General features: G+C 64.7%; 13 protein-coding genes. 8 read left to right on the forward strand and 5 right to left on the reverse strand.

Annotated features, from left to right (window positions below):
• Nucleotides 1-38: 38 nt before the first annotated feature.
• The 4 genes from OCL88_RS12985 to OCL88_RS13000 form a co-directional block, all read right to left on the reverse strand.
• Nucleotides 39-914 (reverse strand): class II fructose-bisphosphate aldolase, encoded by an 876-nt coding sequence (locus OCL88_RS12985; protein ID WP_264962777.1) that lies wholly within the window; start codon nucleotides 912-914, stop codon nucleotides 39-41.
• Complete coding sequence (locus tag OCL88_RS12990; RefSeq protein ID WP_166184931.1) at nucleotides 914-2,383, reverse strand: GntP family transporter; 1,470 nt, start codon at nucleotides 2,381-2,383, stop codon at nucleotides 914-916. Before OCL88_RS12990 ends, OCL88_RS12985 begins: the two co-directional genes overlap by 1 nt.
• Nucleotides 2,384-2,535: 152 nt before the next feature.
• Nucleotides 2,536-3,435, reverse strand: coding sequence for an NAD(P)-dependent oxidoreductase (locus OCL88_RS12995; protein WP_021471278.1), 900 nt, complete (start codon nucleotides 3,433-3,435; stop codon nucleotides 2,536-2,538).
• Between the two features lie 23 nt (nucleotides 3,436-3,458).
• Nucleotides 3,459-4,973 (reverse strand): four-carbon acid sugar kinase family protein, encoded by a 1,515-nt coding sequence (locus OCL88_RS13000; protein WP_410868384.1) that lies wholly within the window; start codon nucleotides 4,971-4,973, stop codon nucleotides 3,459-3,461.
• A 121-nt stretch (nucleotides 4,974-5,094) separates the two neighbouring features.
• Here OCL88_RS13000 and OCL88_RS13005 point away from each other — a divergent pair, with 121 nt between their 5' ends.
• Together OCL88_RS13005 and OCL88_RS13010 are read left to right on the forward strand one after the other, a co-directional pair.
• Nucleotides 5,095-5,898, forward strand: a complete 804-nt coding sequence (locus OCL88_RS13005) for an alpha/beta fold hydrolase (RefSeq protein ID WP_264962779.1) — start codon at nucleotides 5,095-5,097, stop codon at nucleotides 5,896-5,898.
• A 71-nt stretch (nucleotides 5,899-5,969) separates the two neighbouring features.
• The gene (locus tag OCL88_RS13010) at nucleotides 5,970-6,671 is read left to right on the forward strand and encodes a FadR/GntR family transcriptional regulator (protein ID WP_166184919.1); all 702 of its coding nucleotides are present in this window, start codon (nucleotides 5,970-5,972) and stop codon (nucleotides 6,669-6,671) included.
• A gap of 73 nt (nucleotides 6,672-6,744) precedes the next feature.
• Here the strand turns inward: OCL88_RS13010 and OCL88_RS13015 are convergent, their stop codons facing one another.
• Nucleotides 6,745-7,716, reverse strand: a complete 972-nt coding sequence (locus OCL88_RS13015) for an AraC family transcriptional regulator (RefSeq protein ID WP_264962780.1) — start codon at nucleotides 7,714-7,716, stop codon at nucleotides 6,745-6,747.
• A 161-nt stretch (nucleotides 7,717-7,877) separates the two neighbouring features.
• On the opposite strand from OCL88_RS13015, the gene OCL88_RS13020 reads away from it, so the two are divergent.
• From OCL88_RS13020 to OCL88_RS13045, 6 genes are all read left to right on the forward strand, one after another.
• Nucleotides 7,878-8,033, forward strand: coding sequence for a hypothetical protein (locus OCL88_RS13020; protein WP_264962781.1), 156 nt, complete (start codon nucleotides 7,878-7,880; stop codon nucleotides 8,031-8,033).
• 145 nt (nucleotides 8,034-8,178) lie between these two features.
• Nucleotides 8,179-8,967 carry an SDR family oxidoreductase gene (locus OCL88_RS13025; RefSeq protein ID WP_319951658.1) on the forward strand — a complete coding sequence of 263 codons (789 nt, stop codon included), beginning with the start codon at nucleotides 8,179-8,181 and terminating at the stop codon, nucleotides 8,965-8,967.
• Between the two features lie 58 nt (nucleotides 8,968-9,025).
• Nucleotides 9,026-10,264: a styrene monooxygenase/indole monooxygenase family protein gene (locus tag OCL88_RS13030; protein ID WP_264962782.1), complete on the forward strand. Its 1,239-nt coding sequence runs from the start codon at nucleotides 9,026-9,028 to the stop codon at nucleotides 10,262-10,264.
• 43 nt (nucleotides 10,265-10,307) lie between these two features.
• Nucleotides 10,308-12,026, forward strand: a complete 1,719-nt coding sequence (locus tag OCL88_RS13035) for a flavin reductase (protein WP_264962783.1) — start codon at nucleotides 10,308-10,310, stop codon at nucleotides 12,024-12,026.
• A gap of 13 nt (nucleotides 12,027-12,039) precedes the next feature.
• A complete protein-coding gene (locus OCL88_RS13040; protein WP_264962784.1) occupies nucleotides 12,040-13,644 on the forward strand; it encodes a phytoene desaturase family protein in 1,605 nt (534 codons plus the stop codon).
• 7 nt (nucleotides 13,645-13,651) lie between these two features.
• The gene (locus tag OCL88_RS13045) at nucleotides 13,652-14,443 is read left to right on the forward strand and encodes a cyclase family protein (protein ID WP_264962785.1); all 792 of its coding nucleotides are present in this window, start codon (nucleotides 13,652-13,654) and stop codon (nucleotides 14,441-14,443) included.
• The last annotated feature ends 55 nt before the right edge of the window (nucleotides 14,444-14,498 follow it).

Consider the following 14,498-nt stretch of genomic DNA (forward strand, 5'->3'; position numbering starts at 1 on the left):
CCCTCGTCCCCGTTTGAGGACTGTTGGCGCGCTTGCCGTCAGGCGTTCAGCATTGCCAGCGTGGCGCCGGCGAACGACCATGCGGAGCCGTTCCAACGCGCCAGCAAGCCTTGCAGGTTCTCGCCGTCCGCACGGTGCGCCGCGGTCTCAGCCTCGAGCGTGGCGAGGATCCCGGTGCGGAGCTCGGTGTTGAAGTTCACCTTGCCCACCTGCATGGCGGACGCTTTGGAGAGCTCACTGGCTGGAATGCCGGACGCGCCATGGAGCACCAACGGAACATCGGTCCGGGCGGCGACGTCCTGCAGGACATCCCAGCGGATGTTGGGCTCGCCCGTGTACTTTCCGTGCACATTACCCACCGCAACTGCCAGCAACTGCGCGCCGGTTCGCCCGACGAAGTCGCTCACCTGCTCCGGATCCGTCAAACCCGCGTCGGAAGGGCCGGCGTCGTGGGCTTCACCCGAGGCGCCGAACGCCCGGTCCTCGTCCCCCGCCAAGCCGCCCAGCTCCGCTTCAATGACGATGTCGGCTTGGCCGTCGGCGTCGAGCATGGCACGGACTTCGCGAACCAGGGCGATGTTGTCCTCGTAGGCCAGGGACGAACCATCGGCCAGGACGGCGTCCGCACCGGCATTCACGGAGTCACGGATGACCTGCAGCTCGGAGGCATGGTCCAACTGCACGGAGACCGGAACACCGGCATTGTCTGCCAGGCCCCGCAAGGCTGTGATGAGTCGCAGTCCGTTAGGCGTTGCCGCGGTTTTCGGGGCTACCAGCAGGATCACGCCTGACCGTGCTTCCTCGGCCGCCGAAACCACGGCCATGGCGGTGGTGAAGTCGTAGCACGTGAAAGCGGGAACAGCGGATCCGGCGGCCAGGGCAGAGTTGACCAGCTGGTCGAGTTGGGCACGCATCAGTGGCCCAGCCCGCCCACGAGGATCCACGCCACGTACGTCAGGGCGAAGCCGGCCAGGCCCAGGATGGTGGTGAGGACGGTCCAGGTCTTGAGTCCGTCGGACACGGTGAGGCCGTAGTAGCGGACCACGGTCCAGAAGCCAGCGTCCGTAACGTGGGACAAGCCGAGCGAACCGAACCCGATGGCGATCACGATCACGGCGATCTGGGCCGGCGAGTAGCCGCCTTCCATGACCGCGGAGGTGAGCAGGCCCGTCGTCGTGACGATTGCGACGGTTGCCGAGCCCTGCGCGGCGCGGAGGGCGAGGGAGATGATGAAGCCGAGCACGATCACCGGCAGGCCAAGGCTGTCCAGGGTGTGGGACAGCGCGGCACCGATGCCGGACGTGCGGAGGACTTCGCCGAACACGCCACCGGCTGCAACAACCATGAGGATGGATGCGATGGGAGGAAGTGCGCCTTCGAAGATCTCTCCTGTTTCCCTCAGGGACCAATGGCGGCGGACCGCCAGCAGGAAGAAGGACAAAGCAACGGCAACCAGCAGGGCGAAGAACGGATTGCCGATGAACGACGCCACTCCGTACCAGTAGTTGTCCTTGGGGATGGTCAGCGTGCCGACGGTGCCAAGGAGGATCTGGACGATGGGGGCGGCGATCAGGAACATGATCAGGCCGGGACGCGGAGGAGCGATGGCGCGGGCGCCGGGACCGTCGTGGCCTACGTGAACCAGGGTCTCAGCCGAGCCGAACTCCTCCACCTGGGCTTTGACGCCGGGGAGCAGCTCGTACTCCTTGCGGTTCATGATGCTGGCAACCCAGTAGGACAGGAAGCCGAGCGGAACGCAGATGATGAGCGAAATAAGCGTGATGAGTCCGATGTCGGCGCCGAAGACGCCGGCGCCGGCAACGATGCCCGGGTGCGGCGGGACGGCCACATGGATGGACAGCATGATGCCGGCCATGGGCAGGCCGAACTTGATCGGGTGCACGTTCGCGATCTTGGCGAAGGCGTAGACGATCGGGACGAGGACGATGACGCCCACTTCGAAGAACACGGGAATGGCAACAAGGAAGCCGACCGCGGTCAGCGCGATGGCTACCCGCTTGGCGCCAAGCTTCTCCGTGAAGTGCGTGGCAAGTGACTGCACGCCGCCGGAGACCTCGATCATGCGGCCAAGGATGGCACCGAGGGCGATCAGCAGCGCAACCTTGCCCATGGTGCTGCCCACACCCGTGGTCACCACCGTGAAGATGTCCTTCAGCGGGATCTGCGCAGCGACCCCTACAAGGATGCTGACGGCCAGGAGTGCGACGAATGCCTGGATCTTGAAGCGGATGATCAGCACCAGCAGCAGTGCGATGCCTGCAGCGGCGATGGTCAGCAGCAGCGGAGTACCCAGCTCCACTGCGGGTTTGATGGCGGGCGCGTCGGCCGCGCGAACCATCAAGGAGTTAATGAGGGGGTTCATTGGGGAAATGTCTCCTATGACATACCGGTCCGGGGACCGGCGAAAGGTGGCGACGACGGCGGAGGGGGGACCGCCGTCGTCGCGGGCTTTACTGAGGTGCTGAAGCGCCCATGCGGACGCTGCGGCTGGCGGTAGCGCTGAAGCAGCACCGCTTAGGCGGTGCGCTTGGCGGGTGCCACAACCTTGATGACGGCGGAGTCGTCGGCAGCGGCGAGGCCCTGGGCCTGGCCGAGGAGGTAGAGCTGTTCGGCGGCGGCTGCGACGGGAGCAGCCAGGCCGGCGGCGCGGGTCGCCTTGCCGACGATTCCCATGTCCTTGACGAAGATGTCCAGGCGGCTGAGGACTTCGGCGCCTTCTTCAGTGTAGGCCTCCAGGATGCGGGGGCCGCGGTTGGAGAGCATGAAGGATCCCGCAGCGCCGGCTTCGAGCGCGGCGAGGGTCTTGGCCTGGTCAAGGCCAAGCGCGTCGGCGAGGGCCATGGCCTCGGCAGCTGCGGCAATGTGGACGCCGCACAGGAGCTGGTTGACGGTCTTGAGGGCCTGGCCGTCACCGGGCTTGTCGCCAACGATGCTGAGGGTGGAGGCAAGGAGCTCAAGGGCAGGACGGGCCTTCCCGAGTGCCTCGGGCTCAGCGCCGACGACGATCAGGAGGTCGCCTTCCCCGGCGCGCTTCGGGCCACCGGACAGCGGGGCGTCAACAAGGGACACACCGTATTCGGCAAGCTTGGCCACCGTTGCCGGAATGGCCTCGGTGCCCACGGTGCTGCCGAGGATCACGACGGCGCCCGGCTTCAGGACGGGAGCCACGCCGTTCTCACCGAACAGGACGTCGTTCAGCTGCTCGCCGTTGCGGACCGCCAGGAGCAGGGCGTCCGCGCCTTCGGAGGCTTCGCGGGCAGTGCTGAAGGTCTTGATGCCTGCCGCGGCGGCGAGATCCAGGCGGGCTTCGGCGATGTCGAAGCCGTGGACGGTCAGCTCGGATGCAAGGCGGGTTGCCATCGGCAGGCCCATGGCGCCCAGGCCGAGGACGGTAACGGTGTAGTTGCTGGTCATGATGTTCTCCGTTGAAGGTGTTTCTAGAAAGTGCTGCTGAGTTTGCGGGTGACGTGGGCCAGTGACTGGTCGTCGCCCACGTTGCCGGCGAAGACGATGTACGGGATGCCCTTCGCGGGGCCGTCCACGGGTTCCCAGAGGGAGACGATTCCGGGAAGCATCGGCCCCCGGACAATCGCGTGGCGGATTTCCAGGCCGTGCGCTGCAACGTCGGAGGAAGTGATACCGCCCTTTGCGATGACGAAGCGCGGCGGGAAGGTCTTCAGGGTCCGGTTCACGACCGATACGACGGCGGCAGAAACCGTGCGGGCGATCTTCAGGCTCGCTGCGGGATCGTCGGTCTTGATGAGCAGGCGGCTGGTGTGGACGATGACGTCGCCTTCCCGGAGGGCATCGACGACGTCGCTGACCACTGTTGCGATGTACTGCTCAGCTTCCGCTGCTGTTTTGGTTTCGGCAACGAGTTTTTCCACATCGATCTCAATGATGCTGGCGCTGCTGTGTTCGCTGGTGAGGACGTTGAGTTGGCGGGTGGTCACGCCAACGTGTGAGCCGACCACAATCAGGCCCCCGGCGGTGGAGGGTGTGTTGCCGGCGTAAGCCTCTTCTCCAGTGAGCGCCTCGCGGATCTCCTGGCCGATGCGGCCACGGACGAACGGCGGGCCAACGCGGTAAAGGAGCTTCTTGCCGCGGCGTTCCGCTTCTTCCAGGCCGAGGGCCAGCGCACGGAAGTCATTCTCGGTGACGATGTCCGCCACAATCGGGGTGGAGTCGGTAGCCGGCTCGATGGCGTCGGCGATCGCCTTGGCTGAGATGGCGGGATCCTGTGCCGAGGCACCGGCGCGGATGATGTTCAGGTCCAGGACAATCACGTCCTCGGCGGGGAAGCGTCCCTGTGACTTCTCCTCCACATACTTGGCCATCCGGGAATTCGAGAACCCGAACGTGGCGTCCTTGGCGAATTCGGTCCCAGCAACCGGGGTGAGTGCGCCAGCGTCGTCCCCGGAGCCGCGCATGTAGTGCACGCCGCCGATGGTGACGCGGCCGGCGTCAGGGAAGGCAGGAACAATCACGACGCCGTCCGTGGCACCGCCCGTTTCTGCAGCCACGGTTGCGGCGATGACGTCAGGCTCCAGCGGGTAGTGGCCGCGAAGGGTGGAGTCGCTGCGGCTCACGAAGCCGAGCGTCACGTCGCCGGCAGCTGCGGCAAGGGCGTTGCGGACGATTTCCTCGTTGCGCGCCGCCGCCTCGGCCGGGTCCAAGCTGCGGGTATTCGTCAGGACGTAGACGGCGGGCTTGGTCTGGTTCCGGCGGATGTGATCGAAGGCCCACGTGAAATCTTCCACGTCCCAGCGGGTCAGCACCGCGAGGTCGGCAACGGACTGGGTACCCGTGGGGTCGTCGTCCAGGACAACCAGGATGCGGGGGCTGTTCGCCGAGGACGCTGCAACGGCGTCGGCCACCAGCTGCGCAGGGATCTGAACTTCCGCCGGGAAGGCGGCCAGGACTTCGGCTTCAGGGATCACGGAACACTCCATCGTGGGAAATCTAAGCGGCAATCATTGTGAATGTAAGATGTCAGACATCTAACATTTCAATGCCAGTGTGACACAGCGCTCCTTACCGCGCAAGGCGATCACGCTGGCTAGGCTAGGGACCATGGCTGACATCGGGGTCCCGCCCTGCTTTGTTGACGTTCGCGAGCCCTCCGAGGCCCCGAACAACCAGCCCCCCGCAGTCCTGATCCATGGCTGGGCATCCGGATCGGCTTACTGGGAGCCCTTGGCCTCAAAGCTTGTGGAGCGTGGTCAGACCGTGTGGATCCTGGACCTCCCCGGTTACCACGCCGGCCAGGAACTTCCGCAGGACTTTGAGTGGACCCTGGAGACGGCTGCAGCGTCAGTCGGAGCCACGATCGGGCGAATGACTTCCGGTCCCGTCCACCTGGTGGGTCACTCCATGGGAGGCAGCGTCGCCCTGACGTTGGCCGCAGGACGGCCGGACCTCGTGGCTACGCTGACGCTCGTGGGAATGGTGCCCGCGCCGCCCAACGCCGGTTTCCGCAACCTGATCCGGGCGCAGGTGGAGCAGGGACACTTCGATGAGGGGTTCGTCGGGAAGTGCATGAGGGCTTGGTACGGGGAACTCCCGGCGGAGGATGAAGAGAAGCTCAGCAAAGGCTTTGACCTGCCCTTCCGGGTTCTTGCCCCGAGCGCATTGGCGGCCATGACCGGCGTCGGGCCTTCAATACCCGGGCGCGTCCAGGCGCCCCTGCTGGTCATCGCCGGAGTGGGCGACCGCGTGCGTTCCATCGACCAGATGGCCGACTTTGCAGCGGCCGCTCCGGGCAGGCAGCTCAAGGCGGTGGAGAACGCGGGGCACAGCGTCCACTGGGAACAGCCGGAGGATTGCGCTGTGACGCTGATGGAGTTTTGGAAAACAAGCCGGCCACTGCCAGCGTAAGATGTCTGACAACCATCCCGCCAAAGGGGGAACCGCGGGATGGGAGATCGGAAGCAAGGAAAGGGGGACCCATGGCACGCAAGTCGCTGGTCGGCGTCGTTGCTGATGAGCTGCTGGACAGGATCGTCGCCGGCGAGTTTCCGCCCGGCACGGTGGTCCCGGGCGAGCTGGAGCTCAGCGCGCGCCACGAGGTGAGCCGCATGACGGTCCGCGAAGCCATGAAAACCCTTGAAGCCCAGAAGATCCTGAGTGTTGAGCGCGGCCGGGGAACGTTCGTGAACCCCCTGAATCAGTGGACTTCGCTCGAGGCCGTACTGCGCGCGGCGTCCGAAGGTACCAAGGATGCGGCGGCCGCCATCCAGCTCATCGAACTCCGGCGCATGCTGGAGACCGGCGCCTGTGAGCTCGCCGCCGGCCGCATTTCAGACGAGGACCTCGCGGTCCTCAAGGATCACGTGGAGCAGATGCAGTCCGCCCATGAGATCAACGATGTTGCAGCGTTCGTCGAGGCCGACCTCGCCTTCCACGACGTCATCCTGCACGCCTCCGGCAACGTGTTCGTAGCCGTATTGTTCGAGCCGTTGCATCGCGTGCTCGAGGCCCGCCGCACGCAGACTTCAGCGGTTCCCGAGATCCAGGAACACGCCATCAAGCACCACCGAAGCATCACCACGGCCTTGGAGTCCCGCAACGCCAACGACGCCCGGCTTGCCATGGACGAGCACATGCAGCAGACCTTGGACGATCTGAAGACGTACGTGCTGGAGGCCTAGCGCCTCCTCGATCTGACTGGCAGTAGGGGTTGTTCTGAGGGCTCAGAGCAACCCCTAATGCCAGTCAGTTGGGCTAGCGGCGCAGGCTCTCCGACGGCAATTCACCGAATGTCTGCAGGTACAGCGCCGAGAACCGCCCTTGGTGGGTAAACCCGCACAACTCGGCCACTGCGGTCACCGTCTGCTCCCTCGGATCGGCTTCCAAGAGCATTTCTCGGGCACGGTCCAGGCGGATCGACCGCAACAACTCCGACGGCGTAGCACCGCATTCCGCCCGGAGCGCCGTCTGCAGCGTGCGCACCGACACGCCAAGGCACTCCGCGATGTCCGGCACTGTCAGTTCCTCGAAGGCATGCCGCGCCAACAGCTCGCGGCACTCCCTGACCAAGCGGCTCTCCGTTTCCACATCCCGCCTCCCGGGCTCGGGAGCTTCCATGGCCATCAGCAGCCGCGACATCATGCTGTCCGCCAGCAATCCCTGCACGAACGCAGGCGTCGCCGCTTGCGGCTTGCTGATCAGGTCATCATGAAGTTCGACGACGGACCTCAGGAACGCCCTGCCGGCTGCGGTTGTGAGGTCCATGCCGTAGCCGAGCCCGCCTTTGGGCTCCAGGCCACCGTTGAGCGATGTGGCCACCCGTTCAAGCGCAGTCCGGCGAACGTACACAATCAGGTGCGGGCTGCCCGCGTCCCACGACATACTGAAGGGACGGTCAACAGGCGGAACGGAAGCCATACGCGGGGTTGATTCGACACTGTCTGACCCCACCTGCATGGAGGCGTGGCCCGCCAATGGGATCTGGACCAGATGGAAATCCTGCAGGCCCTCCGGCTCAATCCGCACATCGGCCCCGTAATCCAGGAACTCGATACCTAAATCCCCGCGGTGCAGCGAGCGCAGCTTCATGTCAACGGCAGCCTTGCTGGCACGGGGCGCAAGTTCATGGCCGCAGAACAGCTCGGCTATTTTCGCGTGCGCCTCGTCAACATCCCTGGTGGCAGTCGTCGGCCGCCCACGCAAGACGTCGCGGGGAAGGATCCTCACCACATGGCACCTACCTAGGGTCTGGGTACGGCATTTCGCTTTCCGGATGATCCTTACGCCTGGCGGATATTCCGAACCTGAGCAGCTGCCTAAAGTCACTCTTAGACCAAGTATGACGCACGTCATATTTCTGCAACAGCGTTGAAGGAGGTGAAAACTCCGTGAAGAACATCAAGCTGGTTCACGACCGCCGCCATGAGTGGGAGCGGCACTTTGAGGCCTGGGAAAAGCAGCTGCGCACGCCGGGGGCAACGGTGACGTCCGCTCCTTGGGTTGGGTGGCTCGAGGAAGACGACGAACAGTACCCCGGCGATTGATTCCGCCTCCGTTGCGCATTCCGGATGACGTCCCCGCCAAGTGGATATTCCCGGAGGCCGGCGGCTACCTAGAGTCACTTCACAGCGAATATGAAGCACGCCACATTCGCTCATCAGCAGAATCCACAAAGGAGAGGGTTTGGCCATGTCAGGACTCGAAGGCAGGACCGCAGTGGTCACGGGCGGAGCAACCAGGGTGGGCCAAGGCGTTGTCACTGCGTTGCGCGACGCAGGAGCCACTGTGGTGGTAGCCGACATTGACCCCGACGGCGGTACGGTCACCAAGGCGCTCGGGGAAGGGATCCACTACTCCCACACGGATATTACGGACGACTCCGCCCTCAACGAGTTGATCGAGGAGACAGTGGCCCGCCACGGCGGCCTGGACATCCTGGTGAACCTGGCCTGCACCTACAAGGACGAAGGCGCAGGCTCCGGCCGGGCGGACTGGCTCGAGGCCCTCAACGTCAACCTGGTCAGCGCAGTAATGGCCGCCAACGCTGCCAGGCCGCATCTGGCAAAGTCCGGACACGGTGTGATCATCAACTTCACCTCCATTTCCAGTTCCGTTGCCCAGTCCGGCCGCTGGCTCTACCCCGCAAGCAAAGCTGCACTGGTCCAGGTCACCCGCAGCATGGCCGTAGACTTCGCTCCGGACAACATCCGGGTCAACTCGGTAAGCCCCGGCTGGGTATGGAGCAACATCATGGATTCCCTCAGCAACGGGAACCTCGACAAGACGGACGCTGTTGCCGCGCCTTTCCACGCCCTCAAAAGAGTGGGCCGGCCACGCGAAGTGGGTGACGTCGTCGCTTTCCTGGCGAGCGACCAAGCCAGTTTCGTGACGGGCGCAGATTGGGCCGTGGACGGCGGCTATTCAGCACTGGGCCCGGAACGCGCCGAAGAAACCATCCCGCTCCTGGCCGCCAACTAAACGCCAACAATCCACCCGACAGCTTCGACAACGTCCCCACCATAGAAGGGCAAGAACCATGACGCAACGCCACATTACGATCGTCGGCGCGGGCCAGTCCGGCCTTCAGCTGGGCATCGGCCTGCTGGACGCCGGCTACCAGGTAACCACCATCTCCAACCGGACACCGGAAGAGATTCGGGACGGAAAAGTTGCCTCCAGCCAGTGCATCTTCCACAACGCCTTGGAGCACGAGCGCGCGTTGGGACTTGATTTCTGGCCCGATGCACCCACCGTGGACGGGATCTCGTTCACCATCCCGCACCCCGAACTTCCGGGTGAGAAAGCCATCAGCTGGGCCTCGAGGCTGGACTACCACGCCCAGTCCATCGACCAACGCGTCAAGTTCCCCAGGTTCATGGAGGAGTTCATCAAACGCGGCGGCGAGCTGGTGTTCGAAGATGCAGGCGTTGATGAGCTGGAACGCTATGCACTGAACTCGGACCTGGTGATCGTGGCCGCGGGCAAGGGCGAAATCGCCCAACTCTTCACGCGGGACGCTGAACGCAGCACTTATGACGCACCCCAACGCGCTCTGGCCCTCACCTACGTCACCGGACTGAAGCCCCGTGAAGAGTACTCGGCGGTCTCCTTCAACCTCATCCCGGGAGTGGGCGAGTACTTCGTTTTTCCAGCACTGACCACCACCGGCCCCTGCGAAATCATGGTCTTCGAAGGCGTCCCGAGCGGTCCCATGGATGTGTGGAAGGGCCTTACTCCGGAAGAGCACCTGGAAACTTCCAAGAACATCCTTGAGACCTTCCTTCCATGGGAAGCCGAACGGGCTGCTGACGTCCAACTGACCGACCCCAACGGCATCCTGCAGGGCCGCTTCGCCCCCACCGTCCGCCACCCGATTGCCGCGCTCCCCAGCGGAAGGCAGGTACTTGGCCTTGCCGACGTCGTGGTTTTGAACGATCCCATTACCGGCCAGGGCTCCAACAACGCCAGCAAGTGCGCGGCCTCCTACCTGCAAAGCATCATTGAGCACGGCGATCGCAGCTATGACCCGGCGTTCATGCAGGCCACGTTCGAACGCTATTGGGATTACGCCCAACACGTTGCACACTGGACCAATGCCCTGCTGGCTCCTCCCCCGCCGCACGTCCTTGAGTTGCTGGGCGCAGCAAACCAGGTTCCGGAAATCGCGCACCGCTTTGCCAACGGCTTCAACCACCCGCCGGAATTCCAGGAGTGGTTCATGTACCCGGACAAAGCCGAGGAGTACCTCGCAGCCCTGGGTGCCAAGGTTTCCTGACCCCGGGATTTTCATAGCACGCCCCTGCTAATAAGGATTTACCATGCGCACAATCGCAATCATCGGAGCCGGCGAATCCGGCGCCCAGCTGGCCTTGGGCCTGCAACGGGAGGGCTACGCCGTCACGCTGTTCTCGGACCGCTCGGCAGCCCAAATCAGGTCAGGGAAAGTCATGTCCAGCCAGTGCATGTTCGCACCCGCCTTGGACGCCGAAGCACAAATGGGAACCGCGATTCCCGACTCAGGAGCTGCCCCCGCCATTGGCTCCATCCACCTGCGCGTTGAGGGTCAGGAACCGATTGAGTGGGAAGCCCCCTTGGACGGTCCGGCAAGGTCAGTTGACCAGCGGCTCAAGAGCGCGCACTGGATCGAACGGTTCGTCGCGAATGGCGGCGACTTCCGGATCGAGAAAGTCACTCCCCGCCTCCTGGAAGAACTGGCCCGGGACTACGAGTTGGTGATCGTCAGCACCGGAAAGGGCGAAATCGGGCAGGTGTTCCCCCGGGACAAGGCCAAGTCGCCGTTCGACCGTCCCCAGCGGGTGCTGGCGCTCAATTACGTCACCGCTACCGAAACGGACGACGGCGGGGCTGCCGCCATCCGGATGTCCATGGCGCCGGGAGTGGGAGAGTTTTTCACCTTCCCGGGGCTCACCGCGTCCGGCCCCTGCCGCATGATGGTGTTCGAGGGAGTGGTGGGCGGCCCCATGGACTGTTGGTCCGGCGTCGTAAGTCCCGAAGACCAGCTGGAGCGTTCGCTGCAGCTGCTCCGGGACCATTTCCCGCACGAGGCCGCCGCTTTCGAAGGCGCCGCACTGACCGACGACGGCGCCACGCTCCTGGGACGCATCACTCCAACGGTGCGGTCCGCGGTGGGGGAACTGGCGAACGGCAGTCTGGTCTTCGGGCTTGGCGACGCCGTGGTCCTGAACGATCCGCTGACCGGCCAGGGGTCAAACAACGCGACGCTGGCAGCCAAGTACTACCTCGATGCGATCGTGCGCCGTGGCCGGCAACCGTTCGACAGGGAATGGATGGAGCGCACGTTCGACGAGTTCTGGCGCGGGTGGGGCCAGTGGTCGGTGGCGTGGACGAATGACCTGCTCAAGCCGCGTCGGGACCATCAGGCCACCCTCCTGCGCGAAGCCGCCGAGCATCCGGCCCTGGCCGCAAGCATCGTGGCCGGGTTCGACGATCCGCGGACTTCCTATCCGTGGTGGTTCGACCCGACGGCGGCTGCAGACTTCATGCAGGCGCGCAAGGAAGAGGACTCCGCCGTCTTCGATGTGCGTGATTTCCGCAGCGCATTGGGCCAATACGCAACCGGCGTCACGGTAGTCACCACCGTCTCCCCGGACGGCCGGAAGGTGGGCATGACGGCGAACTCCTTCACGTCAGTGTCCATGGAACCGCCCCTGGTCCTGTGGTGCCCCAGCAAGCGGGCCCCGAGCCTGACGGATTTCGAGGAATCGACGCACTTCGCCATCAACGTACTGGCCAGCGATCAGCACGTGCTGTCCCGCCAGTTCGCTACGCCGGCTTCGGACAAGTTCCAAGGTGCCGAAACCACCGAAGGCATTGCCGGGGTGCCCCTGCTGGACGGTGCGGTAGCTACCTTCCAGTGCCGCACAGTGTCGCGCCACGACGCAGGCGACCACGTGATCTACGTTGGCGAAGTGGAGAAGTACAGCAACGACGGCGGTTCTCCCCTGGTGTTCCATAGCGGCAAGTACCACGCGACAGCCAGCCACCCCGACTTCTGAAAGGGCGTCATCCATGAACGACGTTGCCGTCATCGGCTCCGGTATCAACTCCTTGGTTGCCGCTGCGGAGCTTGCCCTCGCCGGACAACAGGTCTGCCTGATCGAACAGTCCGACCGGCTGGGCGGCTTCATCCACTCAGGCGAACGGACGCTGCCGGGCTTTATCCACGATTCGTTTTCGTCGTGGCATCCACTCTTTGTTTCCGGCGGCGCGTACGCCGTGCTGGGCAGTGAACTGCACAAGAGGGGCCTGGAGTATTGCAACACGGACGGCGCCGTCACCGCGTCGGTAGCCGCAGACCCTGCGACCGGCGAGCACAGGGTGGCCCTTGCCCACCGGGATCCTGCGGAGACGGCGAAGGCCTTCAAGCACCCGGCGGATCAGCAGGCCTACCTCACCATGCTCGATGACCTGGGCCGTCACGCCGGGACCGTCTTCGGGGCGTTCGGGGCGGAATTGCGGTCCCTCAAAGAGCTGGCACGGCTGGGCTTTGGCGCTGCGCGGACCGGCAAGGTGAAGGCCAACGAGGCCTTTCTCAGGGACGCCGTGATGAGCGGCCGCAACTACCTCCGCAGCCGCTTCGATGGTTGGGAAACGGACCAGCTATGGTCTCCCTGGCTCCTGCATGCAGGCCTCGGCCCGGACCAGGCAACAGGTGGCGTGATGCTGCCCGTGATGGCCATGAGCATGCACACCTTCGGCTTGCCGGTGGTCAAGGGCGGAGCCGAACGCTTTGTTGCAGCCTTTGAATCGCTGCTCCGGGACAACGGGGTGCGGATCATGCTTGGCACCGAGGCCCGGGAAATCCTTTCGGTGTCCGGCTCGGTGACCGGGGTCCGCACCTCTCAGGGGATTGTCCCAGCGGGTACCGTGCTGGCCAACGTTTCGCCCCAAGCCCTCTACACGCGTTTGCTGCCTGATGCCCCCGCGCAGCTGGCCGACGCCGCCCGCAGGTACCAGAACGGCCGCGGCGCCATGCAGGTCCACCTTGCCCTGGACAAGCCGGTCCAATGGTTGGATCCCCGCCTCAACGAGGTTCCGCTGGTCCATATCAGCAACGGATCGGACAGCACGGGCATCGCGTGCGCCCAGGCTGAGGCGGGGCTCTTGCCCGCGGAACCAACCATCGTGGTGGGACAGCAGTGCGTCCTGGATCCCTCCAGGGCGCCCGAAGGCAAAGCGACGCTGTGGCTGCAGCTCCAGGAGGTTCCGTTCGAGCCGGTAGGGGACGCTGCGGGTGAGCTGTCCGTGGCCGGGGGTTGGTCGGAGAAGTTGAAGCAGGCCTACCTGCACCGTGTCCTTGAGCGGCTTGAGCAGTTCGCGCCGGGAACGCGGGCTACCGTTCTGGCCTCAGACATCATCGCCCCCACGGACCTCGCTGCAATCAATCCGAACGCTGTTAACGGCGACCCGTACGGCGGCTCGGCCGAGCTCTTCCAGAACCTGCTCTGGCGGCCGTTTCCACAAGCTGCCGGGCACCACACGACCGTCAAAGGACTTTGGCACATCGGGGCCTCCACCCACCCCGGCCCGGGCCTCTCCGGTGGTTCAGGCCACCTCGTGGCACAGCGCCTGACAACCAGGAAATCCAACCCTTTCAAGCGAAACCAGCGATAGGAGAACAATGTCTGTTCTGGCCGGGCTCACTGCAGCCCTTTCCAACGGCTCGGTGAAAATCATCGACCTTACTACCCCGCTCAGTCCCGAAACCCCCATCCTGAACCTGCCGCAGCCTTTTGCGAACACGGTTGGGTTGTCGGTCTCGCCGGTCAGCAACTTCGACGACGCCGGCCCGGCGTGGGCGTGGAACGACGTCACGGTGGGCGAGCACGCCGGAACGCACTTGGATGCCCCGGTCCACTGGATCACGGGCAAGGACGGCAAGTCCGTGGACAAGATCGAACCGCACCGCCTCGTGGGTCCGCTGGTGGTGCTCGACAAAACTGCGGAAGCCACCGCCGATCCGGACTTCCTCCTGGAGCCGGAACATTTTGAGCAGTGGCAGGAAGAGCATGGCCTTTTCCCGGAGAACTGCTGGGTGATCTTCCGGACCGGTTGGGCAGCCCGGGGCGCCGATGCTGCGGCTTTCGTGAACGCGGACGACGCCGGCCCGCACACTCCCGGGGTCTCTGCGGCAGGTGCCAAATGGCTTGCCAGCAACGCCTCCATCAGCGGATTCGGCGTTGAAACCGTGGGGATCGATGCTGGCCAGGCGGGCTCACTGGATCCGATGTTCCCCGTCCACTCCTTCCTCCTGGGCGCGGACAAGTACGGCGTGACCTCGCTCCGGAACGTGGACCGGCTGCCGGTTACGGGCGCCACCCTGGTGGTTGCTCCCCTGCCGATCGTCGGCGGCACAGGCAGCCCCAGCCGCGTCTACGCGCTGGTGGAAAGCGGTCCCGCGGAACAGCGGTAGCCCATCTGACTGGCAGTAGGGGTTGTTCTGAGCTCTCAGAACAACCCCTACTGCC

Source organism: Paenarthrobacter sp. PAE-2, from assembly GCF_026013155.1.
Taxonomy (GTDB): Bacteria; Actinomycetota; Actinomycetes; order Actinomycetales; family Micrococcaceae; genus Arthrobacter; species Arthrobacter ureafaciens.

Bases quoted from the DNA above. Each gene is read 5' to 3' on its own strand.
- OCL88_RS12985 (WP_264962777.1), bottom strand. From the start codon at position 914: ATGCGTGCCCAACTCGACCAGCTGGTCAACTCTGCCCTGGCCGCCGGA.
- OCL88_RS12990 (WP_166184931.1), bottom strand. From the start codon at position 2,383: ATGAACCCCCTCATTAACTCCTTGATGGTTCGCGCGGCCGACGCGCCC.
- OCL88_RS12995 (WP_021471278.1), bottom strand. From the start codon at position 3,435: ATGACCAGCAACTACACCGTTACCGTCCTCGGCCTGGGCGCCATGGGC.
- OCL88_RS13000 (WP_410868384.1), bottom strand. From the start codon at position 4,973: ATGGAGTGTTCCGTGATCCCTGAAGCCGAAGTCCTGGCCGCCTTCCCG.
- OCL88_RS13005 (WP_264962779.1), top strand. From the start codon at position 5,095: ATGGCTGACATCGGGGTCCCGCCCTGCTTTGTTGACGTTCGCGAGCCC.
- OCL88_RS13010 (WP_166184919.1), top strand. From the start codon at position 5,970: ATGGCACGCAAGTCGCTGGTCGGCGTCGTTGCTGATGAGCTGCTGGAC.
- OCL88_RS13025 (WP_319951658.1), top strand. From the start codon at position 8,179: ATGTCAGGACTCGAAGGCAGGACCGCAGTGGTCACGGGCGGAGCAACC.
- OCL88_RS13030 (WP_264962782.1), top strand. From the start codon at position 9,026: ATGACGCAACGCCACATTACGATCGTCGGCGCGGGCCAGTCCGGCCTT.
- OCL88_RS13035 (WP_264962783.1), top strand. From the start codon at position 10,308: ATGCGCACAATCGCAATCATCGGAGCCGGCGAATCCGGCGCCCAGCTG.
- OCL88_RS13040 (WP_264962784.1), top strand. From the start codon at position 12,040: ATGAACGACGTTGCCGTCATCGGCTCCGGTATCAACTCCTTGGTTGCC.
- OCL88_RS13045 (WP_264962785.1), top strand. From the start codon at position 13,652: ATGTCTGTTCTGGCCGGGCTCACTGCAGCCCTTTCCAACGGCTCGGTG.